23 protein-coding genes are annotated in these 23,527 nt (G+C 66.3%); 13 read left to right on the top strand and 10 right to left on the bottom strand.

The features are described 5' to 3' along the window. The first annotated feature begins 148 nt into the window (after positions 1–148). Together ACODTJ_RS04510 and ACODTJ_RS04515 are read left to right on the top strand one after the other, a co-directional pair. Positions 149–1,453: an NAD(P)H-dependent oxidoreductase gene (locus ACODTJ_RS04510; RefSeq protein ID WP_454656025.1), complete on the top strand. Its 1,305-nt coding sequence runs from the start codon at positions 149–151 to the stop codon at positions 1,451–1,453. A 56-nt stretch (positions 1,454–1,509) separates the two neighbouring features. After that, positions 1,510–2,643 (top strand): PQQ-dependent sugar dehydrogenase, encoded by a 1,134-nt coding sequence (locus ACODTJ_RS04515; RefSeq protein WP_454656026.1) that lies wholly within the window; start codon positions 1,510–1,512, stop codon positions 2,641–2,643. A gap of 7 nt (positions 2,644–2,650) precedes the next feature. On the opposite strand, the gene ACODTJ_RS04520 is transcribed toward ACODTJ_RS04515, so the two are convergent. Genes ACODTJ_RS04520 through ACODTJ_RS04530 form a run of 3 tightly spaced genes read right to left on the bottom strand, consistent with a single transcriptional unit; the run spans position 2,651 to position 3,715 of the window. Further along, positions 2,651–2,953 (bottom strand): hypothetical protein, encoded by a 303-nt coding sequence (locus ACODTJ_RS04520; RefSeq protein WP_454656027.1) that lies wholly within the window; start codon positions 2,951–2,953, stop codon positions 2,651–2,653. Between the two features lie 39 nt (positions 2,954–2,992). Further along, on the bottom strand, positions 2,993–3,349 hold the full coding sequence (locus ACODTJ_RS04525; RefSeq protein ID WP_257731406.1) for a DMT family protein: 357 nt from the start codon (positions 3,347–3,349) through the stop codon (positions 2,993–2,995). Positions 3,350–3,391: 42 nt separating this feature from the next. Continuing rightward, on the bottom strand, positions 3,392–3,715 hold the full coding sequence (locus ACODTJ_RS04530) for a SemiSWEET family sugar transporter (protein WP_454656028.1): 324 nt from the start codon (positions 3,713–3,715) through the stop codon (positions 3,392–3,394). Between the two features lie 62 nt (positions 3,716–3,777). On the opposite strand from ACODTJ_RS04530, the gene ACODTJ_RS04535 reads away from it, so the two are divergent. From ACODTJ_RS04535 to ACODTJ_RS04560, 6 genes are all read left to right on the top strand, one after another. Then, the gene (locus tag ACODTJ_RS04535; protein ID WP_454656029.1) at positions 3,778–4,962 is read left to right on the top strand and encodes a lytic murein transglycosylase; all 1,185 of its coding nucleotides are present in this window, start codon (positions 3,778–3,780) and stop codon (positions 4,960–4,962) included. A gap of 170 nt (positions 4,963–5,132) precedes the next feature. Beyond that, positions 5,133–5,519 (top strand): RidA family protein, encoded by a 387-nt coding sequence (locus ACODTJ_RS04540; protein WP_454656030.1) that lies wholly within the window; start codon positions 5,133–5,135, stop codon positions 5,517–5,519. Positions 5,520–5,626: 107 nt separating this feature from the next. Continuing rightward, positions 5,627–6,736, top strand: a complete 1,110-nt coding sequence (gene leuB, locus ACODTJ_RS04545) for a 3-isopropylmalate dehydrogenase (protein ID WP_454656031.1) — start codon at positions 5,627–5,629, stop codon at positions 6,734–6,736. A 333-nt stretch (positions 6,737–7,069) separates the two neighbouring features. Further along, on the top strand, positions 7,070–8,026 hold the full coding sequence (msrP, locus tag ACODTJ_RS04550; protein WP_454656032.1) for a protein-methionine-sulfoxide reductase catalytic subunit MsrP: 957 nt from the start codon (positions 7,070–7,072) through the stop codon (positions 8,024–8,026). Between the two features lie 108 nt (positions 8,027–8,134). Continuing rightward, the gene (locus ACODTJ_RS04555; protein ID WP_454656033.1) at positions 8,135–8,710 is read left to right on the top strand and encodes a methylated-DNA--[protein]-cysteine S-methyltransferase; all 576 of its coding nucleotides are present in this window, start codon (positions 8,135–8,137) and stop codon (positions 8,708–8,710) included. Between the two features lie 122 nt (positions 8,711–8,832). Continuing rightward, complete coding sequence (locus ACODTJ_RS04560) at positions 8,833–9,384, top strand: NADPH-dependent FMN reductase (protein ID WP_454656034.1); 552 nt, start codon at positions 8,833–8,835, stop codon at positions 9,382–9,384. Between the two features lie 564 nt (positions 9,385–9,948). Here the strand turns inward: ACODTJ_RS04560 and ACODTJ_RS04565 are convergent. The 3 genes from ACODTJ_RS04565 to ACODTJ_RS04575 all read right to left on the bottom strand — a co-directional run bounded on the left by ACODTJ_RS04565 (position 9,949) and on the right by ACODTJ_RS04575 (position 13,047). Then, complete coding sequence (locus ACODTJ_RS04565) at positions 9,949–10,839, bottom strand: LysR family transcriptional regulator (RefSeq protein WP_079591033.1); 891 nt, start codon at positions 10,837–10,839, stop codon at positions 9,949–9,951. A gap of 145 nt (positions 10,840–10,984) precedes the next feature. Next, a complete protein-coding gene (gene trxB / locus ACODTJ_RS04570) occupies positions 10,985–11,950 on the bottom strand; it encodes a thioredoxin-disulfide reductase (protein ID WP_454656035.1) in 966 nt (321 codons plus the stop codon). A gap of 86 nt (positions 11,951–12,036) precedes the next feature. Then, a complete protein-coding gene (locus tag ACODTJ_RS04575) occupies positions 12,037–13,047 on the bottom strand; it encodes a mitochondrial fission ELM1 family protein (RefSeq protein ID WP_454656036.1) in 1,011 nt (336 codons plus the stop codon). A gap of 60 nt (positions 13,048–13,107) precedes the next feature. Between ACODTJ_RS04575 and ACODTJ_RS04580 the strand changes: the two genes are divergently transcribed. Next, complete coding sequence (locus ACODTJ_RS04580; protein WP_454656037.1) at positions 13,108–13,572, top strand: Lrp/AsnC family transcriptional regulator; 465 nt, start codon at positions 13,108–13,110, stop codon at positions 13,570–13,572. A gap of 10 nt (positions 13,573–13,582) precedes the next feature. On the opposite strand, the gene ACODTJ_RS04585 is transcribed toward ACODTJ_RS04580, so the two are convergent. Further along, positions 13,583–14,074, bottom strand: a complete 492-nt coding sequence (locus ACODTJ_RS04585) for a hypothetical protein (protein ID WP_454656038.1) — start codon at positions 14,072–14,074, stop codon at positions 13,583–13,585. A 172-nt stretch (positions 14,075–14,246) separates the two neighbouring features. Here ACODTJ_RS04585 and ACODTJ_RS04590 point away from each other — a divergent pair, with 172 nt between their 5' ends. Beyond that, positions 14,247–14,858: a MarC family protein gene (locus ACODTJ_RS04590; protein ID WP_454656039.1), complete on the top strand. Its 612-nt coding sequence runs from the start codon at positions 14,247–14,249 to the stop codon at positions 14,856–14,858. A gap of 177 nt (positions 14,859–15,035) precedes the next feature. Here the strand turns inward: ACODTJ_RS04590 and greA are convergent, their stop codons facing one another. Then, on the bottom strand, positions 15,036–15,512 hold the full coding sequence (gene greA / locus ACODTJ_RS04595; RefSeq protein ID WP_047579718.1) for a transcription elongation factor GreA: 477 nt from the start codon (positions 15,510–15,512) through the stop codon (positions 15,036–15,038). 101 nt (positions 15,513–15,613) lie between these two features. Continuing rightward, on the bottom strand, positions 15,614–18,961 hold the full coding sequence (carB, locus tag ACODTJ_RS04600) for a carbamoyl-phosphate synthase large subunit (protein WP_454656040.1): 3,348 nt from the start codon (positions 18,959–18,961) through the stop codon (positions 15,614–15,616). Between the two features lie 229 nt (positions 18,962–19,190). Here carB and zigA point away from each other — a divergent pair, with 229 nt between their 5' ends. Further along, positions 19,191–20,402: a zinc metallochaperone GTPase ZigA gene (gene zigA / locus ACODTJ_RS04605; protein WP_454656041.1), complete on the top strand. Its 1,212-nt coding sequence runs from the start codon at positions 19,191–19,193 to the stop codon at positions 20,400–20,402. Between the two features lie 15 nt (positions 20,403–20,417). Here zigA and ACODTJ_RS04610 read toward each other — a convergent pair whose 3' ends face one another. Next, positions 20,418–21,626: an MFS transporter gene (locus ACODTJ_RS04610; protein ID WP_488847709.1), complete on the bottom strand. Its 1,209-nt coding sequence runs from the start codon at positions 21,624–21,626 to the stop codon at positions 20,418–20,420. Positions 21,627–21,791: 165 nt separating this feature from the next. Here ACODTJ_RS04610 and ACODTJ_RS04615 point away from each other — a divergent pair, with 165 nt between their 5' ends. Then, positions 21,792–22,181: an ArsR/SmtB family transcription factor gene (locus ACODTJ_RS04615; RefSeq protein WP_454656043.1), complete on the top strand. Its 390-nt coding sequence runs from the start codon at positions 21,792–21,794 to the stop codon at positions 22,179–22,181. A gap of 97 nt (positions 22,182–22,278) precedes the next feature. Then, entirely contained in the window at positions 22,279–23,340 is a 1,062-nt protein-coding gene (locus ACODTJ_RS04620; protein WP_454656044.1) for a class I SAM-dependent methyltransferase, read from the top strand. The last annotated feature ends 187 nt before the right edge of the window (positions 23,341–23,527 follow it).

Consider the following 23,527-nt stretch of genomic DNA (forward strand, 5'->3'; position numbering starts at 1 on the left):
CCCCCATCCTGAGGAGGCCGCGTCAGCGGCCGCCTCGAAGGATGGTCCAGTGATCTCCGCAGCTTCCTGAAGCATCCTTCGAGACGCGCTCCTATGGAGCGCTCCTCAGGATGAGGGCTGTGGGGTGTGATGCGCGGGAGCCTGCCCCATGAACCTGATGCCCAAGCTCGCCGCTCGCCGCGAGGCAGGGAAGCCCGTGCGCGCGGCGCTGATCGGCGCCGGCAAGTTCGGCTCGATGTTCCTGTCGCAGGTGCCGCATATCGAGGGCCTGGAGGTCGCGGTCATCGCCGATCTCGATCCCGAGCGGGCCAAGGCGGCCTGCCGCACCGTTGGCTGGGACGAGGCGCGGATCGCGCGGACGCGCTTCGTCGATGACGGCGCGCAGGCCGCACGAGCGGACGGCGTCGAGGTCGTGCTGGAGGCGACGGGCCACCCTGCCGCGGGCGCACGTCATGCGCTGGCCGCGATCGAGGCCAGGCGCCATGTCGTGATGGTCAATGTCGAGGCCGACGTGCTGGTCGGGCCGGTGCTGGCGCAGCGGGCGAAAGCGGCCGGCGTGGTTTATTCCATGGCCTATGGCGACCAGCCGGCGCTGGTCTGCGAGATGGTCGACTGGGCGCGCGCCACCGGCTTTACCGTCGCGGCAGCGGGCAAGGGCACCAAGTACCTGCCGGTATACCACGAGGTCACGCCGGATGATGTCTGGACCCATTACGGCCTGACGCCGGAAGCGGCCAAGGCCGGCGGCATGAACCCGCAGATGTTCAATTCCTTCCTCGACGGCACCAAGTCGGCGATCGAGATGGCAGCGATCGCCAATGCCTGCGATCTCGACGTGCCGGAGGCCGGGCTCGCCTTTCCGCCTTGCGGCGTCGACGATCTCGCCCATGTGCTGCGGCCGCGCGCGGTCGGTGGGCAACTGGAGCGCGACGGGATGGTCGAGGTGGTCTCCTCGCTGGAGCGCGACGGGCGGCCGGTCTTCCGGGACCTGCGCTGGGGCGTCTATGTCGTGCTGAAGGCGCCGAACGACTATGCCGCCGCCTGCTTCAAGCAGTACGGCCTGCCGACCGATGCGACCGGCCGCTATGCGGCGATGTACAAGCCCTTCCATCTGATCGGGCTCGAGCTCTCCATTTCTGCGCTGAACGCGGTGTTGCGGGCCGAACCGACCGGCACGACGCGCGGCTGGCGCGGCGATGCGGTCGCGGTGGCGAAACGTGCGCTCAAGGCCGGCGAGATGCTCGATGGCGAGGGCGGCTACACCGTCTATGGCCGGTTGATGCCGGCGGCCGAGAGCAGGGCGCGGCGTGCCTTGCCGATCGGCCTCGCCCATGGCGTGAGGCTCAGCCGCGACGTTGCTGCCGGCCAGCCGGTGACGGAGGCCGATGTCACGCTCGATGAAAGCCAACCGATCGTCTCACTTCGTCGTGAGTTGGTCGCAACGGCTTGGTGATCCGCGGCGTTCCCCTCTATCTCCGGTCAGGGGCCGGATGGAATGAGGAGAGCGCGATGCTGCGATTGGGACTGGTGGGTTTGCTCGGAACGGTTCTGGCGCTCGCGAGCCCGGCGCCGCCGGCCTCGGCCCAGAAGCGCTATCCTTCCAGTGCCGGCGAGTTAACGGTCGAGACCGTTGCGACGGGTCTCGAAAATCCCTGGGGCCTCGCCTTCCTGCCGGACGGGCGCATGCTGGTCACCGAGCGGCCGGGCCGGCTGCGGCTGGTCGAGAAAGACGGCAAGCTCTCGCGGCCGATCAACGGGGTGCCGAGCGTTGCGGCGCGCGGGCAGGGGGGGCTGCTCGGCATCGCGCTCGATCCGGCTTTCGCGCAGAACCGCCTCGTCTATCTCTCCTTTTCCGAGCCGCGCTCCGGCGGCAGCGGCACCAGCGTTGCGCGCGGGCGCCTGAACGAGCAGGGCACGGCGCTGACCGCTGTCGAGGTGATCTTCCGGCAATTGCCGGCGATCAATTCCAACCTGCATTTCGGCTCGCGTCTGGTCTTCGACCGGACGGGCGCGCTCTTCGTCACGGTGGGCGATCGCTACAGCCAGCGCGACCAGGCGCAAAATCCCGCCAATCATCTCGGCAAGGTCATCCGCATCAGGCCGGATGGGGCAACGCCGGCCGATAACCCGAAAAAGGAGGGTTGGGCTCCCGAGATTTGGTCGATCGGCCATCGCAACGTGCAGGGCGCAGCGCTGCATCCCGATACCGGGCAGCTCTGGACGGCCGAGCACGCGGCGCGCGGCGGCGACGAGGTCAACACGCCCAAGGCGGGGCTGAACTATGGCTGGCCCGTCATTACCTACGGCGTCGACTATTCCGGCGCGAAAATCGGCGAGGGCACGTCGAAGCCCGGTATGGAGCAGCCGCTGTTCTACTGGGACCCGTCGGTCGCGCCATCCGGCGCCGCCTTCCATACCGGCGCGGCCTGGCCCGCCTGGAAGAACTCGCTCTTCGTCGGAGCGCTCGCCGGGCAGATGCTGGTCAGGCTCTCGACCGAGGGCGAGAAGGTGACGGGCGAGGAGCGCCTGCTGACCGATATCGGCGCGCGCATTCGCGACGTCGTGCAGGGGCCGGACGGTTTCCTCTATCTGCTCAGCGACGATGCCGACGGGAAGGTGCTGCGGGTCAAGCCGGCCCGTTAGCTGCCCATCACGGCCCGCAATCCCATTCGCGTTCGATGACGAAGACCTTGCGCGTGGCGAGGCTGCCATTGGCGTCGTAGAGGTCGCCGACATAATATTCGGTGCCGGCGGCGTCATGGGCGCTGCGCTCGACCTGGAGCGACCAGCCGTAGCCAACCTGCTTGCCGCCCTGCCAGCTGCGATGGACGGCGCTGGCCGAGGGGCCGGAGAGGATGCGCGCGTTGTCGTCGCTGGGGCTGCAGGTCGGGCCGGCGAGGGCGGCAGTGGGGGCGAGCACGAGGCCGCAGAGAAGCAGTGCCGTCTTTTGCAAGGCAGTCGTCCTGTCGAAAGGGAAAGTGACGCGCGGCGCTCAGGCCTTGGCGTGGAAGATGAAGAAGGCGCCGGCCGCGATCAGGGCGAAGCCGATTGCATGGCTCCAGGTCAGCGATTCCTTCAGCCAGAACACCGAGAAGCCGGCGAAGACGGTGAGCGTGATCACCTCCTGCATCGTCTTCAGCTCGGCGGCGGAATAGACGGCGGAGCCGATGCGGTTGGCGGGCACGGCCAGCATGTATTCGGGCAGCGCGATCATCCAGCTCGCGAGGATGGCGAGCCAGATCGCGGTGCTCTTGTAGCTGAGATGCCCGTACCAGGCGAAGGTCATGAAGATGTTCGAGCCGAACAGCATAACGATCGGCAGGAGATGGGCCATGGAGAGCGAGGGCATGCCGGTAGCCTTCTTCGCGATGGTGTGGAGGTGCTTGGGCGTTCAGCCGAAACGCAGCTTCATGGTGATGATGGCCAGCACGAGCAGCAGGGTCAGCGCATTGGCGACGATGACCGGCCAGGACAGGATCTGGACGCCGTAGACCAGCCAGAGCACCGTCCCGCAAGCCAGCAGGATCTGCGTCCATAACGAGATGGCGCGGGCATCGCGCGTGCGCAGCGTGCGCCAGGTCTGCGGCAGCCAGCACAGGCTGGTCAGCGCGGCGGCGACGAAACCGAGGAGTTCGACGGAGAGGGGCACGGGGCGGGTTCCGGGTGAGGCCGCCTCCCATAGCGGGATTCGGTCGCGCATCGCCAGATGCGCCATGATTAACTTCCGTTAACGGCAACGCCCTAGTTTTGCGCAAATTCTGCGATTCGGTGGAGACCATGCGCGCAATCACACTGGCCTTGCCACTCATCCTCCTCGCCTCTGCCACTTCGGCGCAGAGCGGCTTCCAGTCCTGCTTGGCCGGGCTGAAATCAGCGGCCGCCGCCAAGGGCGTCTCGGGCGCGACCTTCGATCGGGCCATGGCCGGCGTCGAGCCGGACATGAAGGTCATCGAAGCCATGAACAACCAGCCGGAGTTCAAGACTCCGATCTGGGACTATCTCGGCACGCTCGTCGACGAGGAGAAGGTCGCGGAAGGGCGCGCGATGATGCGCCAGCATGCCTCGACCCTCGCGGCGGCGGAGCAGCGCTTCGGCGTCGACCGCCACACCATCGCCGCCGTCTGGGGCGTCGAGAGCGATTTCGGCAAGGCGCGGGGCAAGATGCCGCTGGTTCAGGCGCTCTCGACCGGCGCCTGCCTGGCGCCGCGCCGCAACGCCTTCTTCAAGGGCGAGCTGATCGCGACGCTGCAGATCATCCAGCGCGGCGATGTGCGCCCCGAGCGGCTGTTCGGCTCCTGGGCCGGTGCCTTCGGCCACACCCAGTTCATCCCCTCGACCTATCTCAGGCTCGCGGTGGATGGCGATGGCGACGGCCGGCGCGATCTCGTCGATTCTATTCCCGACGCGCTGCATTCGACCGCGAATTTCATGGACAAGGCCGGCTGGATCACCGGCGCGACCTGGGGTTATGAAGTCCGCGTGCCCGGGGGCTATTCCGGCCCGACCGGGCGCAACCCCAAGCAGCCGGTGTCGAGCTGGGCTTCGCGCGGCATCGTCAAATATGACGGCTCGGCGCTGACGGGCTCGGGCAATGCCGGGCTGCTGATGCCGGCGGGGCGCAACGGCCCGGCCTTCCTCGTCTTCAAGAATTACGACGCCGCCTACAGCTATAACGGCGCGGATTCCTATGCGCTCGCCATCTCGCTGCTCTCCGATCGCCTGCGGGGGCGGCCGGGCGTGCAGGGCGACTGGCCGACCGACGACCTGCCGCTCTCGCGCGAGCAGCGCCGCGAGCTGCAGCGCCTGCTGATCCAGCGCGGGTACAATGTCGGCGAGCCGGACGGCGCTGTCGGTTCGCTGACCCGCGCCGCGATCAAGGAGATCGAGGCGAAGATCGGCATGCCGCAAACGGGACGGCCCGGTGAGAAGGTGCTGCGCGCTCTGAAGGGCGGGCGGGTCTGACCGCGCAGAAAACGGGTGGCGTATGCTGCCGCATTGGATGAATGGCTTGGTCATCCCGGACAAGCCGCGATAGCGGCGCCGATCCGGGATCCATGCCTGAACCGGTCCGGCATGGAACCCGGGTCTCCCTTCGGTCGCCCGGGATGACCTGCGTTTCATTCGGAGAACTCATGCGCCGCCTGATTTCCACCGGTTCGCCCTTCGAGCGCAGCTTCGGCTATTCGCGCGCCGTGATCGATGGCGATCTCGTCTTCGTCTCCGGCACGACCGGCTACGACTACGCCACAATGATCCTGCCCGACGATCCGGCCGAGCAGGCGCGCAACATCTTCCGCACGATCAGCACCGTGCTGAAGGAGGCGGGTTCCTCACTCGCCCAGGTCGCGCGGGCACAGTATTTCGTCACCGACCGCAGCTATTGCGAGCCGGTGCTCGGCGTTTGCGGCGAGTTCTTCCGCGAGATCAGGCCGGCCGCCGGCATCTATGTCGTGTCCGGGCTGCTGAAGCCCGAGATGAAGGTCGAGATCGAGGTCACGGCGCGCCTGCCGAAGGCCTGACATCGCCACGCTTCGCACAGGGCAGGGCTGCATCGCGGCGCTTGCGCGCGCCGCCTTGCGCCCGTAATCACCCGCCAACGCAAACACGCGAAGGCGAGGCGACGATCATGGCGACCCACAAGCTCCTGCTGCTCCCCGGTGACGGCATCGGCCCCGAGGTGATGGGCCAGGTCGAGCAGATCGTCTCCTGGTTCGGCAAGCAGGGCCTCGGCTCCTTCGAGATCGAGAAGGGCCTTGTCGGCGGCGCCGCTTACGACGCACACAAGCAGGCGATCTCCGAAGGCGACATGAAGCTGGCGCAGGATGCCGACGCCGTGCTGTTCGGCGCGGTCGGCGGCCCCAAATGGGCCGACGTGCCCTATCAGCATCGCCCGGAAGCCGGCCTGCTGCGCCTGCGCAAGGATCTCGGCCTGTTCGCCAACCTGCGCCCGGCGATCTGCTACCCGGCGCTGGCCTCTGCCTCCTCGCTGAAGCCGGAGGTCGTCGAAGGCCTCGACATCCTGATCGTGCGCGAGCTCACCGGCGGCGTCTATTTCGGCGAGCCGAAGGAGATCGTCACGCTGGAGGACGGCTCCAAGCGCGGCGTCGATACGCAGCTCTACACCACGCCGGAAATTGACCGGATCTGCCGCGTCGCCTTCGAGCTGGCGCGCACCCGCCGCAACAAGGTCTCCTCGGCCGAGAAGCACAACGTCATGAAGACCGGCGTGCTCTGGAAGCAGACGGTCACCGCGCTGCATGCCGCAGAGTACAAGGACGTCGAGCTGGAGCATGTGCTGGCCGACAACTGCGCCATGCAGCTCGTGCGCTGGCCGAAGCAGTACGATGTCATTGTGTGCGACAACCTGTTCGGCGACATCCTGTCGGACGTCGCGGCGATGCTGACCGGCTCGCTCGGCATGCTGCCCTCCGCCTCGCTCGGTGCCGAGGATCCTGCCACCGGCAAGCGCAAGGCGCTCTACGAGCCCGTCCATGGCTCGGCCCCGGACATCGCCGGCAAGGGCCTCGCCAACCCGATCGCGATGATCGGCTCCTTCGCGATGGCGCTGCGCTATTCCTTCGGCGCGGGCGAGGCGGCGGACAAGCTGGAGGGCGCGATCGCCGACGTGCTGGGCTCCGGCACCCGCACCAAGGACATCGCGGCTCCCGGCGCCAACGCCGTTTCGACCAGCGAAATGGGCGCGGCGATCATCAAGGCGCTGGAAGCGCGCGGCTGATCTTCCCTTCTCCCCTTGCGGGAGAAGGTGGCGCGTAGCGCCGGATGAGGGAAGGGTCGCGTGAGCGGCCCTTTCTTGTTTTGGAGAGGTTCTGCCCTCATCCGTCAGCGCTGCGCGCTGCCACCTTCTCCCCCGAGGGGAGAAGGGAAGTCGCGTCTCTCTCCCTCGTGAATTGCCGTGACCCCGCTTTCGTGGCCTAACGAGCCCATGGCATCGGACCGAAAAGTGGAAGCCACTTTTCGGGAGAATCCGATGCGATGACAAATCGCTCGATCACTGTTGTCGCGCCCGAACGGGCGCGCAGCGATCGAGCGAAAATGGAGTATGTCCGTCATGCTGATCAAGCGCCGTGCCGGCTGGGAAATGCCGGAAAGCCAGGCCACGCCCGAGGGCGTGTTCCTCAATCGCCGCCAGTTGATGACTGCCGGCGCCGGATTGATCGCGGGCGCCGCTTTGCCAAGTGCCGTGTCGGCGCAGACGCCCGATCCGACGCTCGATCTCTATCCAGCCAAGCGCAATGCCGCCTATGTGCTGGGCGTGCCGCAGACGAAGGAAGAGGACGCGGCGAACTACAATAATTTCTACGAATTCGGCATGACGAAGGACATCGTCGAGGCCTCGCGGCGGCTCGCCACGCGGCCCTGGAGCATCCAGGTCGACGGTCTCGTCGAGAAGCCCTTCGAGATCGGCTTCGACGACCTCATCCGCAAGCTGCCGATCGAGGAGCGGCTCTATCGCTTCCGCTGCGTCGAGGCCTGGGCGATGGCCGTGCCGTGGACCGGCATCCCGCTCGCTTCCTTCGTCGCACTCGCCAAGCCGCTTTCGGGCGCGAAATACATCCGCTTCGAGACCTTCATGAACCCGCGCGTCGCGCCGGGGCAGAGCCAGCGCTGGTATCCCTGGCCCTATACGGAAGGGCTGACCATCGCGGAGGCCACGAACGAACTCCCGCTGCTCGTCACCGGTATCTACGGCAAGCCGCTGCCGACGCAGCATGGCGCGCCGATTCGCCTGGTCACGCCATGGAAGTACGGCTTCAAGTCGGTGAAATCGATCCGCAGGATCAGCTTCGTCGCCGAGCGGCCGAAGACCTTCTGGGAAGGCCTGCAGGCCTCCGAATACGGCTTCTGGGCCAATGTGAACCCGGCCGTGCCGCATCCGCGCTGGAGCCAGGCGAGCGAGCAGATCCTGGGCTCGCGCGAGCGGCGGCCAACGCAGATCTATAACGGCTATGGCGACCAGGTCGCTGTGCTCTACAAGGGGCTGGAGGGCGAGAAGCTCTTCATGTGAGGCAGGCGCTCGATGCGAGGACGGCACTCGGCAGGTTTCGGGTGCCGTCTCCTGCCGCTGCCGTGCTAGACCTCGTGTCATTCTTCGCCGGAACGACACGAGTCGCACATGGCCAATCAGCATTTCCATCTGTTCGAGACCACGATCGGCCCCTGCGCCGTGATCTGGGAAGGTGAGCGCTTCATCGGCGCGCAATTGCCCGAGCGCGATGAGGCGCACGCTCGCAAGCGCCTGGAGCGGCGGTTTCCCGAGGCTGATGAGACGGAAGCCGAGGGCTTCGTCGCGGAAGCCGTCGCCGGCATCCGCGCGCTGTTCGATGGCGAGAAGCGCGACCTGTCGCATCTGCCGGTGGCGCTGGAGAACGTCTCCGACTTCAACCGCAAGGTCTATGAGGTCGCGCTCGCGATCCCGCATGGCGAAACCCTGACCTATGGCGAGGTGGCGCAGCGTATCGGAGATCCCGGCGCGGCGCGGGCGGTGGGCGTCGCGCTCGGCCAGAATCCCTGGCCGATCATCGTGCCCTGCCATCGCATCCTGGCCGCCGGCGGCAAGACCGGCGGCTTCTCGGCCGAAGGCGGTGTCGAGATCAAGCTCCGGATCTTGACCATCGAGAAGGCGCGCACCAGCGCCGAGCCCAGTCTGTTCGACGATCTGCCGCTGGCGGCCCGGCCCGGGCGGCACTGAGCGGTCGCTAACCAGCCCTGCAGCTTGAAATCGCGCAATGCCGCCCTTGCAGCGCCGCTGCTTGCGCCGCCGTGGTTGCGGCCTCTACTGTTTCGGCCTTTCCACCCTCACTGGGGACTGTCATGGCCAAACTGAAGCTTGCCATCATCGTGGGCAGCAACCGCCGCGAATCGATCAATCGCAAGCTGGCCCAGGCGCTTGCGAAGCTGGGTGAGGGCGCTTTCGACGTCAGTTTCGTCCAGATCGACGACCTGCCGATGTTCAATCAGGACCTGGAGTCGAACCGGCCCGAGTCCACCCTGCGCCTGAAGCGCGAGATCGAGGCGGCCGACGCGATTCTGATCGTCACGCCCGAGCATAACCGTTCGATTCCGGCCGTGCTCAAGAACGCGATCGACTGGGCCTCGCGTCCCTATGGCAAGAATTCCTGGGCCGGCAAGACGGTCGCCGTCACCGGCACCAGCGGCGGCGCCGTCGGCACGGCCGTCTCGCAGAACGAGCTGCGGATGATCCTGACCAATCTTGCCGGGGTCGTCGTCGGCAGCCAGGTCTTCGTCACCTTCAAGGACGATCTGATCGACGCCCAGCACAACGTCACCAACGAGGCGACGCGCGGCTTTCTGCAGGGCTTCGTCGACAATTTCGCCAAGATCGCCGGCAAGCTCGCCGCCTGATCGAAGCGGCCATTACGGCATGCGAAAGGCGTCGCCCTCGGGGGCGGCGCCTTTTTCCGTTTGGCGATGCCGGAAAGAGCGCAGCCGGGCAAAGGCCGTAACATACAGGTAAAAAAAGAGCCGGCGTCCCCGAGGGGAGCCGGCTTTGAAAGTTTGAAACATCTGGCGAAACCGCCAAACATCTCAGAGGGGAACGGCTGAAACGAACTCAACGCCGGGAGGAGATTGCGGAGCCCGTTTCGAACAACCGTGAGTTCAATATCGGCCAGGACCTGCCATTTTGCAATGCAACATATCTTGGGTCCGCCATGCGCATGATGCATGAACGAAGGGCAGATGGCGCTAATTTGAGCCTAAATGGTTGAGAAATATGCGTTCATTGCAGGATGGGGGCTGCGCGGGAAAGTTGCAGGCCCCTTGGAAACCTAGCTTTTGTCCGCTGCTGAACAGTTTTCAGGCGAACCGTTCGATTTTGGCGCATGCGAGATGCCGATTTGGTCACAAAACCGCCAGAATCAAAACGGGCGCCGTGAGGCGCCCGATTCTTCCGCCGTGACGGCACAATTAGTAGGTCCAGCGCTGGGCTTTCTGGATGAGGAAGTCGCGGAAGACCTGGACGCGGGCGACCGACTTCATTTCCTCGGGATAGACCAGATAGCTTTCGAGCTGCGGCATTTCCGTCTCGCGCATCAATTGCACGAGCGGGGAGCCGGTCTCGATCAGGTAGTCCGGAAGCACGGCGATGCCGGCGCCCGAATCAACGGCCCGCTTCATCGCGGTGATGTTGTTGACCGTCAGATGGATCGGCCGCGGGTTGCGCTGGTCGCGTCCCATCGTGCCGAGCCAGTGCACCGCCGTCAGGTAGGACGGCGAGGTGCCGCCGAAGGACAGGATGCGGTGGTTGTCGAGATCGTCGTAGCTCTTGGGCTCGCCGAAGCGCTTCACATAGGCCGGCGAAGCGTAGACGTGGAAGTGCACGGTGAAGAGCTTGCGCTGGATCAGGTCCGGCTGCTGGGGCTGGCGCAGGCGGATGGCGATATCGGCCTCGCGCATCGACAGGTCGAGTTCCTCATCGGTGAGGATGAGCTCGACCCGGATGTCGGGGTAGAGATCCATGAACTCGGAGAGGCGCGGCGTCAGCCAGTGCCCGCCGAGGCCGCGGGTCGCCGTGACCTTGAGTTCGCCTGAGGGGTGCTCGCGCGTCTCGGAGAGTTGCGAGCGCGTGCGCTCCAGCCGCTGAGTCATCTCGCGGGCGGCGCGCCACAGCAATTCGCCCTGCTCGGTGAGGATGAGGCCGCGCGTATGGCGATGGAACAGCGGTGCGCGCAGCTCCCGCTCCAGCGCGCCGATCTGGCGGCTGACGGCCGATTGACTCAAGCCGAGAACATCGCCAGCTTTGGTGAAGCTGCCTGACTCCGCGACCGTATAAAAGATTCTAATGCGGTCCCAATCCACCGCGCATCTCCCCGTTATGCGTTTTTTGCATGATGGGGGATAAAGGCGTTGTGCGTCAACGCCTGTGTGACGGGGAGTCTCTGTTATTCGTCGTGAATCTGGTGACGCAACCCATCAGAGTCAGTGATGGGTTGCGCGAAAGCCTTCATTCCGCTGCTTCACGGCGGTCGAGCGCGGTGGCGGCGAGCCAGCGCTCGGCGTCGAGAGCCGCCATGCAACCCAGGCCGGCGGCGGTCACTGCCTGCCGGTAATGCTCGTCGGTGACGTCGCCAGCGGCGAAGACGCCCTCGACATTGGTCCGGGTCGTGCCGGCCTCGACATCGAGATAGCCGGACTCGTTCATGGCGAGCTGGCCGACAAACAGCTCCGTCGCCGGCTTGTGGCCGATGGCGATGAAGACGCCGTCGGTCTTCAGTTCGCTCTCGGCGCCGGTCTTGAGGTTCTTCAGGCGCAGATGTGTGACATTGGGGGGCGTGGTGCCGCCGCAGATCTCGGCGATCTCGCTATCCCAGACCACCTCGATCTTCGGATGCTTGAACAGGCGCTCCTGCATCACGCGCTCGGCGCGCAGGCTGTCGCGGCGATGGACCAGCGTGACCTTGCTGGCGAGATTGGCGAGATAGAGCGCCTCCTCGACGGCGGTGTTGCCGCCGCCGACGACTGCCACCTCCTTGTTGCGGAAGAAGAAGCCGTCGCAGGTCGCGCAGGCCGAGACGCCGAAGCCCTGGAAGGCCTGCTCGGAGGGCAGGCCAAGCCACTTGGCCTGGGCGCCGGTCGCGATGATCAGAGCGTCGCAGGAATAGGTTTCGCCGCCATCGCCCCAGAGCCGGAAAGGACGCTGCGAGAGGTCGACGCGGGCGATGTGGTCGGAGACCATCTTCGTGCCCATGTGTTCGGCCTGGGCGCGCATCTGCTCCATCAGCCAGGGGCCCTGGATGACGTCGGCGAAGCCGGGATAGTTCTCGACATCGGTGGTGATCATCAGCTGGCCGCCGGCCTGCATGCCGGAGATCAGCACCGGTTCCATCATGGCGCGGGCGGCGTAGATCGCGGCGGTGTAGCCGGCCGGGCCGGAGCCGATGATCATGACGCGGGCGTGGGTATGGGCCATCGTCTCAATTCCTCTCCTGCGGGCGGGAGCCGCAGTCTCGATCCGTCAGATACGCCGGCGTGGCGCCGAAACAAGGGCAACCGGGTTCAGGCGCGCGTGAACTCCAGTGCAGCCCGATGGCGCAGCCAGCCTTGCCGTATCGCATCGGCTATGATCGGGGTTGAGTCTATCGGTTCGTAAGCCTCGCCTTCAAGACGTCCACAGAAGCGATGCACAACGCCCTCGCGCTCCAGCGCCGCGACCAGCGCCGCGATCTTGGGATGGCCGCCCGTGGGCTCGAAAACCAGCACGGGCCGGCCTGCCGCCGCGGCCTCGCCGATCATGTTGGTGGAGTCGGCCGTCACCACCACCGCATCGGCATTGGCGAGCAAAGCGAGGAAGGGATTTTCGCCCGTGCCGTCCCACCACCAGCCGCCATGCCTGGCGAAGACGGCGGCGACGGCCGCCCCCAACGCGGATGAGGTTCGCCGGGAGGGCGAGCCCATGAGGCTTGCGCCCGAGCCGGCGAGCTCATCGAGCTGCCGGGCGAGGCGCTCGATATCGGCCGGCGTGAAACGGTGATGCCGGCTGTCGCCGCCGACCAGGACTGCTACGCGTGGTGTGTTCAAGCTCGCGATGGCCGGGGGCGGCACGGCGCGGGCGGCGGCGAGCTTGCCGGGCGTCAGGCGATGCGGCGAGGTGGTGGTGACCAGGACGTTGTCGCCGCGCAGCCTGTCATGGCCGGAGACCCAGACCAGGTCGGCGGCACCGGGGCCGGTGCGCGGATCCTTGAGGAACACGGTATAGGTCGCGCCGTTCGAGGCCTGCTTCAACGCGCGCAGATAGGCCACGGCGCGTCGGCCCGAGGCGATGGCGATATCGGGAAAAGGGGGCTTGAGCGGGCTCTCCGGCCGGTCCGGAGCCTCGCGCGGGTCGATCGGCCCGCGCGGCATCAGCCAGGCCCAGGGCTTGCGCGGCTTCACCCGGCGGATCTCGGGGACGATGCCGAGCCGTTCGGCGACGCCCAGGCACTGCAGTTCGTCGCCGGCCTTGCCGTCGGTCAGGACCCAGACTTTCGGCTCCGGATTGTCGTGCATGGCGGTCTGGGCTCGTGGCATGCGCCTTGTATCGCCTGACGCCGCCGTCTACACCAGCGCGACCTTCACGCGAGGATTTTCGTGCGCCCCAAACTTGACGATATCGACCTGCGCATCCTGCGCGAACTCCAGGCCGATGGGCGCATGACCAATGTCGAGCTCGCCAGCCGCGTCGGCATCTCGCCGCCGCCCTGCCTCAGGCGCGTGCGCGCGCTGGAGGAGGCCGGGCTGATCCGCGGCTACCATGCCGATCTCGACGAGCGGAAGCTCGGCTTCGAGGTCGTCTGCTTCGCCTTCGTGCATCTGGCGAGCCAGGCGGAGGCCGATCTGGTTGCCTTCCAGGAGCGGATGCGGAACTGGCCTGCGGTGCGTGAGTGCTGGACCCTTTCGGGCGATATCGACTTCTCCCTGAAATGCGTCACGCCGGACCTGAAGGCCTTCCAGGATTTCGTCGCCGAGCTCACGGCGATGCCGAATGTGCGCAATGTCCGGACCGCGCTCGCCCTCGACCGGGTCAAGGACGAGCCGATCGTGCCGTTCGGCTGACGGCCGGCGTTCAGCCGGTGATGTAGCGCTTCACCCACCAGGCATTGTTGCGGGCCAAGGCCCTCAGGCGGAACCAGTCGGCCTCGGGCTGGGGCTGGAGCCCGGCGCCGGTGGCGGATTCCGTGGACCGGATCGGATAGCTGGCGAGCGGCCGGCCGCTGCGATCATAGAGCGTCGCCGTGCTTTCGAGGTAGTCCTCGTGGGCTCCGGTCAAGCCAGTGCCCCGCGTGCTGCTGGAGAGCCACAGGCGCCCGATGGTGACGACGAGCTTCGTCCCGGCGCCGCGCTGCAGCGACGGCCCGAGAATTTCGACCAGCGTTCGCTCCAGCTCGGTCTTCACCATCGGCAGATTGGGACCCCAAGCCTCCACGACCGAGGGCAGCGCATCGACGCGGATCGTGCCGACCGCCCGTCCTTGCGCGAAAGCGGGGGAAACCGCCGGCGCCAGGGCCAGCGCGGCAGCTCCGAACGCGGATGCCAGTGCCTGTCGACGGGTGATCATGGCCGGATCTCCGAAAAGCCTGTCGCCTCAATGTAGGGACGGACCAGCGATAGTCCATGGCTGGCGGTTGCGCGCGATCATGCGCGGGAGATGGTTGCCAAGCCGTGTCGAAATCCGGTCTATCGGGGCGGGGGAGGCGCGCCGGCACCGGCGCGACCGGAGGGGCACTGCCGTGGAACGCTGGCTGACCGAATTCGTGAAGCTCTGGGTCGTGATCGACCCGATCGGGACCTTGCCGGTCTTCCTGGCGGTGACGGCGGGACTGAGCGCCGCAGCGGCACGGCGCATCGCGCTGCAGGGCTCGCTCGTCGCCTTCCTCGTGCTCTTGTTCTTCGTCGTACTCGGCCAGGTCCTACTGACGGCCATGGATATCGAGCTGAGCTCGTTCCAGATCGCCGGCAACATCGTGCTGTTCCTGTTCGCGCTGACGATGATCTTCGGCGAATCGAAGCTGGAGGAGGACCAGAAGCTGCTGCGCTCCTCCGATCTCGAAAAGGCGGTCTATCCGCTGGCGATCCCGAGCATCGCCAGCCCCGGCGCGATGCTGACGGTGATGACGGTCACCGACAATTCGAAATTCAGCCTCATCGAGCAGACCGAGACCGTGATCCAGATCGCGATCATCTTCGCGATCCTGCTAGGGCTGCTGTTCAGCGCCTCGCGGATCATCGCGGTGATCGGCAATGCGGGGGCGAGCATCATCAGCCGCGTGATGGGGTTGATCCTGGCCAGCGTCGCCGTGGACGGCATCATCAAGGCGATGCGAGTCGTGCTGGCGGGGTAGGGGGCGGTCCTACCTTCTCCCCTTGGGGGAGTAGGTAGGACCGCAGGGCCGGATGAGGGGGCGCGCAGGTCGAAGTCATTGATGGGCGTCGGGGAGCGCTGGCTATGAGCGTCGCGAGACCCCTCATCCTAACCCTCTCCCGCAGGGGGAGAGGGGACATGGCGCGGTTCCGTTCTCTCAGCGGAAGACGACGCTGACGACTTCGTAGGACTTGCCGCCGCCGGGCGTGTTGACCTGCACGGAATCGCCGACCTTCTTGCCGATCAGCGCGCGTGCGATCGGCGAGCCGATCGAGACCTTGCCGGACTTCACGTCCGATTCCGGCTCGCCGACGATCTGGTAGCTCTTCTCTTCCTCGGTATCGTCGTCGATCAGCTTGACGGTGGCGCCGAACTTGATCGTGTCGCCGCCGGCGAGCTTGGCGATATCGATGATGTCGGCGCGGCCGATCAGCGATTCGAGTTCCATGATCCGGCCCTCGTTGAGCGACTGCGCTTCCTTGGCCGCGTGATACTCCGCGTTCTCGGAAAGGTCACCCAGCGCGCGCGCCTCGGCAATCGCGGTGATGATGCGCTGGCGTTGGACCTGCTGACGGTCCTTCAACTCGGCCTCCAGGGCGGCGAAGCCGCCCGCGGTCATCGGAACCTTTTCCATACCTTCCGTCCCATAAGCTCCGAAAGCGCGGCTCACCGGCGGCAAATCGACCGCCGGTTCCCGCGCTTCCGCTCAATCTGTGATGTGCGACGAGCGGCCTGTCAGGCCGCGCGCTCGAAATACGATTGCAAGGATCGTACTTCGAGATCGCCGCTGCAATAGGCCTTGATGCCCTCCGCGGCAGCGATCGCTCCGGCCAAGGTGGTATAATAGGGCACCTTGTGCAAGAGGGCCGTGCGCCGGAGTGCACGGGAGTCTGCCAGGGCCTGCGGGCCTTCGGTGGTGTTGAAGACGAGCTGGATCTCGCTGTTCTTCAGCGCGTCGACGACATGCGGGCGGCCTTCCAGAACCTTGTTGATCTTGGAGGCCGAGATGCCCTGCTCCTGCAGGTGGCGCAGCGTGCCGCCCGTCGCGAGGATACGGAAGCCGAGATCGGCGAGGATGCGGACCGCCGGGACGATGCGCGGCTTGTCCTCGTCGCGCACCGAGACGAAGACCGTGCCCTTGACCGGCACCTTGGAACCGGCACCGAGCTGGCTCTTGGCGAAGGCGGTGTCGAAGGAGCGGTCGAGGCCGATGACCTCGCCGGTCGAGCGCATTTCCGGCCCGAGAAGGACGTCGACGCCGGGGAAGCGCGCGAAGGGGAAGACCGCTTCCTTGACGCCGACATGGTCGAGCTTCGCGGGCTTCAGGCCGAAGCTGGCAAGCGGCTCGCCGGCCATGACGCGGGCGGCGATCTTGGCGATCGGCTGGCCGATGACCTTGGCGACGAAAGGCACCGTACGCGAGGCGCGCGGATTGACCTCGAGCACATAGATCTCGCCGTCCTTGATGGCGTACTGGACGTTCATCAGGCCGCCGACATCGAGCGCGAGCGCCATCGCCTTGGTCTGGCGCTCCAGCTCGGCGATCGTCTCGGGCGAGAGCGAGCGCGGCGGCAGCGAGCAGGCCGAATCGCCGGAATGGATGCCGGCTTCCTCGATATGCTCCATGATGCCGGCGATGAAAGCGTCCTTGCCGTCGGCGAGGCAGTCGACATCGACCTCGATCGCGTCCGACAGGTAGCGGTCGAACAGCAGCGGGTTCTTGCCGAGCACCGTGTTGATCTGGCCGGTCTTATCGTTCGGGTACTTGGCCTTGACCTCGGAGGGGATCAGCGAGGGCAGGGTGCCGAGCAGGTAATCCTCGAACATGATCTCGTCGCGGATGATCGCCATGGCGCGGCCGCCGAGCACATAGGACGGGCGCACGACGAAGGGCAGGCCGAGCTCGCTGGCGATGATGCGGGCCTGCTCCACCGAATAGGCGATGCCGTTCTTCGGCTGCTTCAGGTGCAGCTTGTCGAGCAGGCGCTTGAAGCGGTCGCGGTCCTCGGCGAGGTCGATCATGTCGGGCGAGGTGCCAAGGATCGGGATGCCGGCCTCTTCCAGCGCGTTCGCCAGCTTCAGCGGGGTCTGGCCGCCGAACTGGACGATGACGCCCATCAGCGTGCCGTTCTGCTTCTCGGTCTCGAGGATTTCGAGCACGTCTTCCGCCGTCAGCGGCTCGAAATAGAGCCGGTCGGAGGTGTCGTAGTCGGTTGAGACCGTCTCCGGGTTGCAGTTGACCATGATGGTCTCGTAGCCGGCGTCGCGCAGCGCGTAGCAGGCGTGGCAGCAGCAATAGTCGAACTCGATGCCCTGGCCGATGCGGTTCGGTCCGCCGCCGAGGATCACGACCTTCTTGCGATCCGAGGGATTAGCCTCGTCCGCGGCCTTGCCGGCGAAGGGCATGGCGTAGCTCGAATACATGTAGGCCGTCGGCGAGGCGAACTCGGCCGCGCAGGTGTCGATGCGCTTGTAGACCGGGCGGACCTCCAGCGCGCGGCGCGCCTTCCTGACCTCGGCCTCGGTCTTGCCCGAGACGGCTGCGAGGCGCTTGTCCGAGAAGCCCATCGCCTTGATCTGGCGGAACGCGCCGGGCGTGGTCGGCAGGCCGATCTTGCGGATCTTCTCCTCGGTCTCGACGAGCTCGCGCATCTGGGCGAGGAACCACGGGTCGATCTTGCAGCTCTCGTGGATGTCCTCGTCGGTGAAGCCCGCGCGCATGGCCTGGGCGACATGGAGGATCCGGTCCGGCGTCGGCGTCGAGATCGCTGCCTTGATGGCGTTGCGGTCATCACCCTGGCCGAAGCCCTCGATCTCGATCTCGTCGAGGCCGTCGAGCCCGGTCTCAAGGGAGCGCAGCGCCTTCTGCAGGCTTTCCTGGAAGGTGCGGCCGATCGCCATGGCCTCGCCGACCGACTTCATCGCGGTGGTCAGGGTCGGCTCGGAGCCCGGGAACTTCTCGAAGGCGAAGCGCGGGATCTTGGTGACGACGTAGTCGATCGTCGGCTCGAAGGAGGCCGGGGTCGCGCCGCCCGTAATGTCGTTCTCGATCTCGTCGAGCGTGTAGCCGACGGCGAGCCGCGCTGCGACCTTGGCGATCGGGAAGCCGGTCGCCTTCGATGCCAGCGCCGAGGAGCGCGAGACGCGCGGGTTCATCTCGATGACGATCATGCGGCCGGTGGCCGGATCGATCGCGAACTGCACGTTCGAGCCGCCGGTCTCGACGCCGATCTCGCGCAGCACCGCCAGCGAGGCGTCGCGCATGATCTGGTATTCCTTGTCGGTCAGCGTCAAGGCCGGTGCGACCGTGATCGAATCACCGGTATGGACGCCCATCGGATCGAAATTCTCGATCGAGCAGACGATGATGCAGTTGTCCGCCTTATCGCGGACAACCTCCATCTCGTATTCCTTCCAGCCGAGCACGCTCTCCTCGATGAGGACCTCGCTGGTGGGGGAGGCGTCGATGCCGCGCTCGACGATGTCGATGAACTCGCCCTTGTTGTAGGCGATGCCGCCGCCGGTGCCGCCCATGGTGAAGGACGGGCGGATGATCGCGGGCAGACCGATATCCTCAAGCGCGTCGAGCGCCTGGCCGAGCGTCTTGATGTGATGCGAGCGCGGGGTGTCCAGGCCGATCTTGGTCATGGCCTCGCGGAAGAGCTCGCGATCCTCGGCCTTGTCGATGGCCTCGGCGGTGGCGCCGATCATCTCGACGCCGAACTTCTCAAGCACGCTGATCTTGCTGCCATCGGGCTGGACGATCGACTTCTTGTTGAGTGAGAGCGCGCAGTTCAGCGCGGTCTGGCCGCCCATGGTCGGGAGCAGCGCGTCGGGGCGCTCCTTCTCGATGATCTTGGCGACGATCTCCGGCGTGATCGGCTCGACATAGGTCGCGTCGGCCAGGTCCGGATCGGTCATGATCGTCGCCGGGTTCGAGTTGACCAGGATGATGCGGTAGCCCTCGGCCTTCAGCGTCTTGCAGGCCTGGGTACCGGAATAGTCGAACTCGCAGGCCTGGCCGATGATGATGGGGCCGGCGCCGATGATCAGGATGGACTTGATGTCTGTGCGCTTGGGCATGATCTCGACCGGTCTTGGGCAGGCGCGCGCAAGGCCGGTCCGATCGGGCGAGCGGAGGCGTGGCGAGCGTCTGAATGAATGCTAGGCGCTCGCTATAGACGGCGAAGGCCGCGGGGGAAAGCTAAAAGGAGCGGCACGGCCAGATGTGCACGGCTTCGTCACGGCACTTGCCAGGCAGGAGGCTTTCATGAAATGTTATATTATAACGTTTCATGTCGAGGTTCTCCCTATGCGTCGCCTGCCCGTCACTGTCCTGTCCGGCTTCCTCGGAGCCGGCAAGACGACCCTGCTCAACCACATCCTGAACAACCGCGAGGGCCGCAAGGTCGCGCTCATCGTCAACGACATGAGCGAGGTGAATATCGACGCCGATCTGGTGCGGGAGGGCGGCGGCAAGCTCTCGCGCACCGACGAGAAGCTGGTCGAGATGAGCAACGGCTGCATCTGCTGCACGTTGCGCGACGATCTGCTGGCCGAGGTGCGCCGCCTCGCCGAGGAGGGGCGGTTCGACTACCTGCTGATCGAGGGGACGGGGATCGCGGAGCCCTTGCCGATCGCCGCGACCTTCGAATTCCGCGACGAGGCCGGGCTTTCGCTGTCGGATGTCGCGCGGCTCGACACCATGGTGACGGTGGTCGATGCCGTGAGCCTGCTCAGGGATTACGGCTCGCGCGATTTCCTGAGGGAACGCGGCGAGACTGCGGGGGAGGGCGACGAGCGCACGCTGGTCGACCTCCTGGTGGAGCAGATCGAGTTCGCCGATGTGGTGGTGCTGAACAAGATTTCGGACGCCTCGCCGGAACAGCGCGAGGCCGTCAGCAAGATCGTGCGCGCGCTCAACCCGGACGCAAGGCAGGTCGAAGCGGATTTCGGCAAGGTGCCGCTCGATGCCGTGCTCGATACCGGGCTGTTCGACCACGAGAAGGCGCAGGAACACCCGCTCTGGCACAAGGAGCTCTACGGCTTCAAAGATCATGTGCCGGAGACGGAGGAATACGGCATTTCCTCCTTCGTCTACCGGGCACGGCGTCCGTTCCATCCCGAAAAGTTCAGCGCTTTCCTGAGCCGGACATGGCCGGGGCTGATCCGCGCCAAGGGGCATTTCTGGCTGGCGACGCGGCCCGACTGGGTTGGCGAGATGTCGCTTGCCGGCAGCATCTGCCGCACCGAGGCGATGGGCTTCTGGTGGGCCGCCGTGCCGCGCTCGCGCTGGCCGGATCATCCCGAATGGACGGCGATCCTGAACCGCAACTGGCATTCCGTCTGGGGTGACCGCCGGCAGGAGTTGGTCTTCATCGGGACCGAGCTGGACGAGGCGGCGATTCGCGCCGCGCTCGACCTTTGCCTCGTCGGCGATGCCCTGCCGCTGCGCTTCAACCCCGAGCGCTATCGCGACCTGCCGGACCCGTTCCCGGCCTGGCGGCGGGCGGAAGCGGCCTGATCCGCCCGCACCGTCTCAGCTGCGGGCTGGCGCTGCCGTTTCCGAGAGGGACGGCACGCGCCTAGCGGCGCGCTTGCGATGGAGCGTGAATGCGAGCACCGCGAGCGCCGCGACCTCGCAGGCGGCGCCGACGAAGCCGAGAGGCCAGGTGCCGGCATGGCGCATCACCTGCTGGCCGAGCGCTGCGCCAGCCGCGATGCCGAAATAGAGCGCGGAAGCATTGAGCGAGAGCGCGACCACGGTGGCATCCGGCGCCATCGCGGCCAGTCGCGACATCTGCGAGGGATGGCCGGCCCAGCCCGCCGCGCTCCAGATGAAGAGCACGAAGGGGATCGGCCAGATCGCCAAAGCCGGCGGCAGGTTGATCGCGATCAGCGAGGCAGAGGCCAACGCCGCTGCCAGGATCGACAGCACCACGCTCAGCGAACGCTCGGGGCCGAAGCGGTCGCTGGCGATGCCGCCGAGCTGGTTGCCGATGGCCGAGCCGAGGCCGGAGACGACGAGCGTCGCGGCGAGCCAGGGGCCGGTGATGCCGGCGTGATTGGTCAGGAAGGGCGCGATATAGGTGTAGAGAACGAAGGCACCGGTGGTCCACAGCATGGTCGTGGCGAGGGCCAGCAGCACGTCGCCGCGCGCCGCCACCTGCAGCCGCTCGCGCAGCGTATTGGTGCCGCGCGGCAGGCCGCGCGGAAGCTTGACCAAGAGGCCGACGAGCGAGAGCGCGCTGACCAGTGCCACGATCAGGAAGGCGAGATGCCAGCCGCCGAAGCCGACGACCGCCGTGCCGATGGGTATGCCGAGAATCAGCGAGACGGTCATGCCGCCGGTGACGAGCGCGATGGCGCGGCCGCGGCGTTCCGGGGCAGAGACCGCGACGGCGACGGCGTTGGCGGCGGGCATGAAGACGCCGGCCGAGAACGCCATCACGATCCGGGCGGCCATCACCACCCAGAAGTCGGTGGCGAAGGCGGCGCCGAGATTGGCGAGGCCGAAGACGGTGATCGCGCCGGCCAGCACCGTCTTGCGATCGGCGTCACCGAGCACGGTGGAGAGAATCGGCGAGCCGATCGCATAGGCCAGCGCAAAGATCGAGATCAGCAGGCCGGCAGTATCGACCGAGATGGCGAGGCCGGAGGCGAGATGGGGCAGGATGCCGGTGACGATCAGGCTGCCCGTGCCGATGGCGAAGGCGCCGCCGGCGAGCGAGAGAAGGCGCGTATCCATTGGAGTGACCCTTGGGGAGTGATCCTTGCGGATGATCGCTGTTTCGAAAGCTGGGTTCGAAATTCAATGATCGTTGAATTATACTCGCCTGGCGATTGCCACAAGGGTAATTTCAATGAATGTTGAATATTGTCAGCGGCGACGGCATCGCCTATCTCGGAGGCTATGAAGCCGGTCTTTCACCCTGATATCGAGGATGTTGCGCCCGCCGACGTGTTCGCGGCGCTGGCCGATCCGATCCGGCTCGGCATCCTCGTCGCGCTGTCCGACGTCAACGAGGTCGACAAGGCGCGCTGTAGCCATTTCACCGCCTTCGCCTCGCCCTCGCTTTTGTCCTATCACTTCGCCAAGCTGCGCGAGGCCGGCATCACCCGCGTACGGGCGGAGGGCACGTCGCGCTATCTCAGCATCCGGCGCGAGGAGCTGAACCAGCGCTTTCCGGGGCTGATCGACAGCGTCATCGAGACGGCGCGGCGCGATCCGAACCTGCCGCGGCTGGGGTCGGAATGGCTCGCGGGCGCCGAGCAGGCTCAGGGTCAGACTTCGTCACGTTGACAGGCCCTCGCACGGGTCTAGCGTTCCTGTTTCCGCGATGGCGTCGAGCCGGATCGCGACACGGCACCGGCCACGCCCGAACCCGAGGAGCATGGCCATGCGTGCTGCCGACCCTCAAAAACTCGATGCCCTGGTTGGACGCCTCGTCGGTGATGTCGGTGCCTCCGTCACCGGCGCCCTGATCGTGCTGGGCGACCAGCTCGGCCTCTACAAGGCAATGGCGGACGGCGAACCCGTTACCTCCCAGCAACTGGCCGAGAAGACCGGGCTCAAGGAGCGCTATCTGCGCGAATGGCTCGCTGGCCAGGCTTCTGCCGGCTATGTCGAATACGACGAGGGCAGCGACAGCTTCAGCCTCTCGCCGGAGCAGGCCATGGCCTTCGCGGAAGAGGACAGCCCGGCCTTCTTCGCCGGCGCTTTCGAGATCATCCAGTCGATGTGGCTCGACGAGCCGAAGGTCGAGGAGGCCTTCCGCAACGGCTCGGGGCTTGGCTGGCACGAGCACAGCAAATGCCTGTTCCGGGGCACCGAGCGCTTTTTCCGGCCGGGCTACAACGCGCATCTGACGGCGGACTGGATTCCGGCGCTGAGCGGCGTCCAGGCCAAGCTGATGGAGGGCGCGACCGTCGCCGATGTCGGCTGCGGTCACGGCTCCTCCACCATCCTGATGGCGCAGGCCTATCCGAAGTCGCGCTTCCACGGCTTCGACTATCACGGGCCGTCGATCGAGCGGGCCCGCGAGGCAGCGGAGAAGGCCGGCGTCGGCGACCGCATCGTCTTCGAGCGTGCCTCGGCCAAGGATTTCCCGGAGCGGAAATACGATCTCGTGACGATGTTCGACTGCCTGCACGACATGGGCGACCCGGTCGGTGCCGGAAAGCATGTGCGTGAATCGTTGGCCAAGGATGGCAGCTGGATGATCGTCGAGCCTTTCGCCCACGACCATCTCAAGGACAATCTGAACCCGGTCGGGCGGATTTTCTACGGGGCCTCGACCATGATCTGCACGCCGGCCTCGCTCTCGCAGGAGGTCGGGCTTGGGTTGGGCGCGCAGGCGGGCGAGATGCGGTTGCGCAAGGTCGCGATGGATGCGGGCTTCCAGCATTTCCGCCGGGCGACCGAGACGCCGTTCAACATGGTGTTCGAGGTCCGGGCCTGAGCTGGTCCGACCTTGGTTTGTTTTCACGGAACCGGAGCGTCATTCCGGGCAAGCCGCGAAGCGGCGCCGACCCGGAATCCATCGTAAAGCTCGCCGCTCTACGATGGATCCCGGGTCTTCCTTCGGTCGCTCGGGATGACGCGTGTTTCCGCGCAAAATCAGCAGGCTCTTGACGATCATCGTCCGG

Source organism: Allobosea sp. FG18 (assembly GCF_057809495.1).

Coding starts and splice junctions, on each gene's coding strand:
- ACODTJ_RS04510 (WP_454656025.1), top strand. CDS start 149: ATGAACCTGATGCCCAAGCTCGCCGCTCGCCGCGAGGCAGGGAAGCCC.
- ACODTJ_RS04515 (WP_454656026.1), top strand. CDS start 1,510: ATGCTGCGATTGGGACTGGTGGGTTTGCTCGGAACGGTTCTGGCGCTC.
- ACODTJ_RS04525 (WP_257731406.1), bottom strand. CDS start 3,349: ATGCCCTCGCTCTCCATGGCCCATCTCCTGCCGATCGTTATGCTGTTC.
- ACODTJ_RS04530 (WP_454656028.1), bottom strand. CDS start 3,715: ATGGCGCATCTGGCGATGCGCGACCGAATCCCGCTATGGGAGGCGGCC.
- ACODTJ_RS04535 (WP_454656029.1), top strand. CDS start 3,778: ATGCGCGCAATCACACTGGCCTTGCCACTCATCCTCCTCGCCTCTGCC.
- ACODTJ_RS04540 (WP_454656030.1), top strand. CDS start 5,133: ATGCGCCGCCTGATTTCCACCGGTTCGCCCTTCGAGCGCAGCTTCGGC.
- leuB (WP_454656031.1), top strand. CDS start 5,627: ATGGCGACCCACAAGCTCCTGCTGCTCCCCGGTGACGGCATCGGCCCC.
- msrP (WP_454656032.1), top strand. CDS start 7,070: ATGCTGATCAAGCGCCGTGCCGGCTGGGAAATGCCGGAAAGCCAGGCC.
- ACODTJ_RS04555 (WP_454656033.1), top strand. CDS start 8,135: ATGGCCAATCAGCATTTCCATCTGTTCGAGACCACGATCGGCCCCTGC.
- ACODTJ_RS04560 (WP_454656034.1), top strand. CDS start 8,833: ATGGCCAAACTGAAGCTTGCCATCATCGTGGGCAGCAACCGCCGCGAA.
- trxB (WP_454656035.1), bottom strand. CDS start 11,950: ATGGCCCATACCCACGCCCGCGTCATGATCATCGGCTCCGGCCCGGCC.
- ACODTJ_RS04575 (WP_454656036.1), bottom strand. CDS start 13,047: ATGCCACGAGCCCAGACCGCCATGCACGACAATCCGGAGCCGAAAGTC.
- ACODTJ_RS04585 (WP_454656038.1), bottom strand. CDS start 14,074: ATGATCACCCGTCGACAGGCACTGGCATCCGCGTTCGGAGCTGCCGCG.
- greA (WP_047579718.1), bottom strand. CDS start 15,512: ATGGAAAAGGTTCCGATGACCGCGGGCGGCTTCGCCGCCCTGGAGGCC.
- carB (WP_454656040.1), bottom strand. CDS start 18,961: ATGCCCAAGCGCACAGACATCAAGTCCATCCTGATCATCGGCGCCGGC.
- zigA (WP_454656041.1), top strand. CDS start 19,191: ATGCGTCGCCTGCCCGTCACTGTCCTGTCCGGCTTCCTCGGAGCCGGC.
- ACODTJ_RS04610 (WP_488847709.1), bottom strand. CDS start 21,626: ATGGATACGCGCCTTCTCTCGCTCGCCGGCGGCGCCTTCGCCATCGGC.
- ACODTJ_RS04615 (WP_454656043.1), top strand. CDS start 21,792: ATGAAGCCGGTCTTTCACCCTGATATCGAGGATGTTGCGCCCGCCGAC.
- ACODTJ_RS04620 (WP_454656044.1), top strand. CDS start 22,279: ATGCGTGCTGCCGACCCTCAAAAACTCGATGCCCTGGTTGGACGCCTC.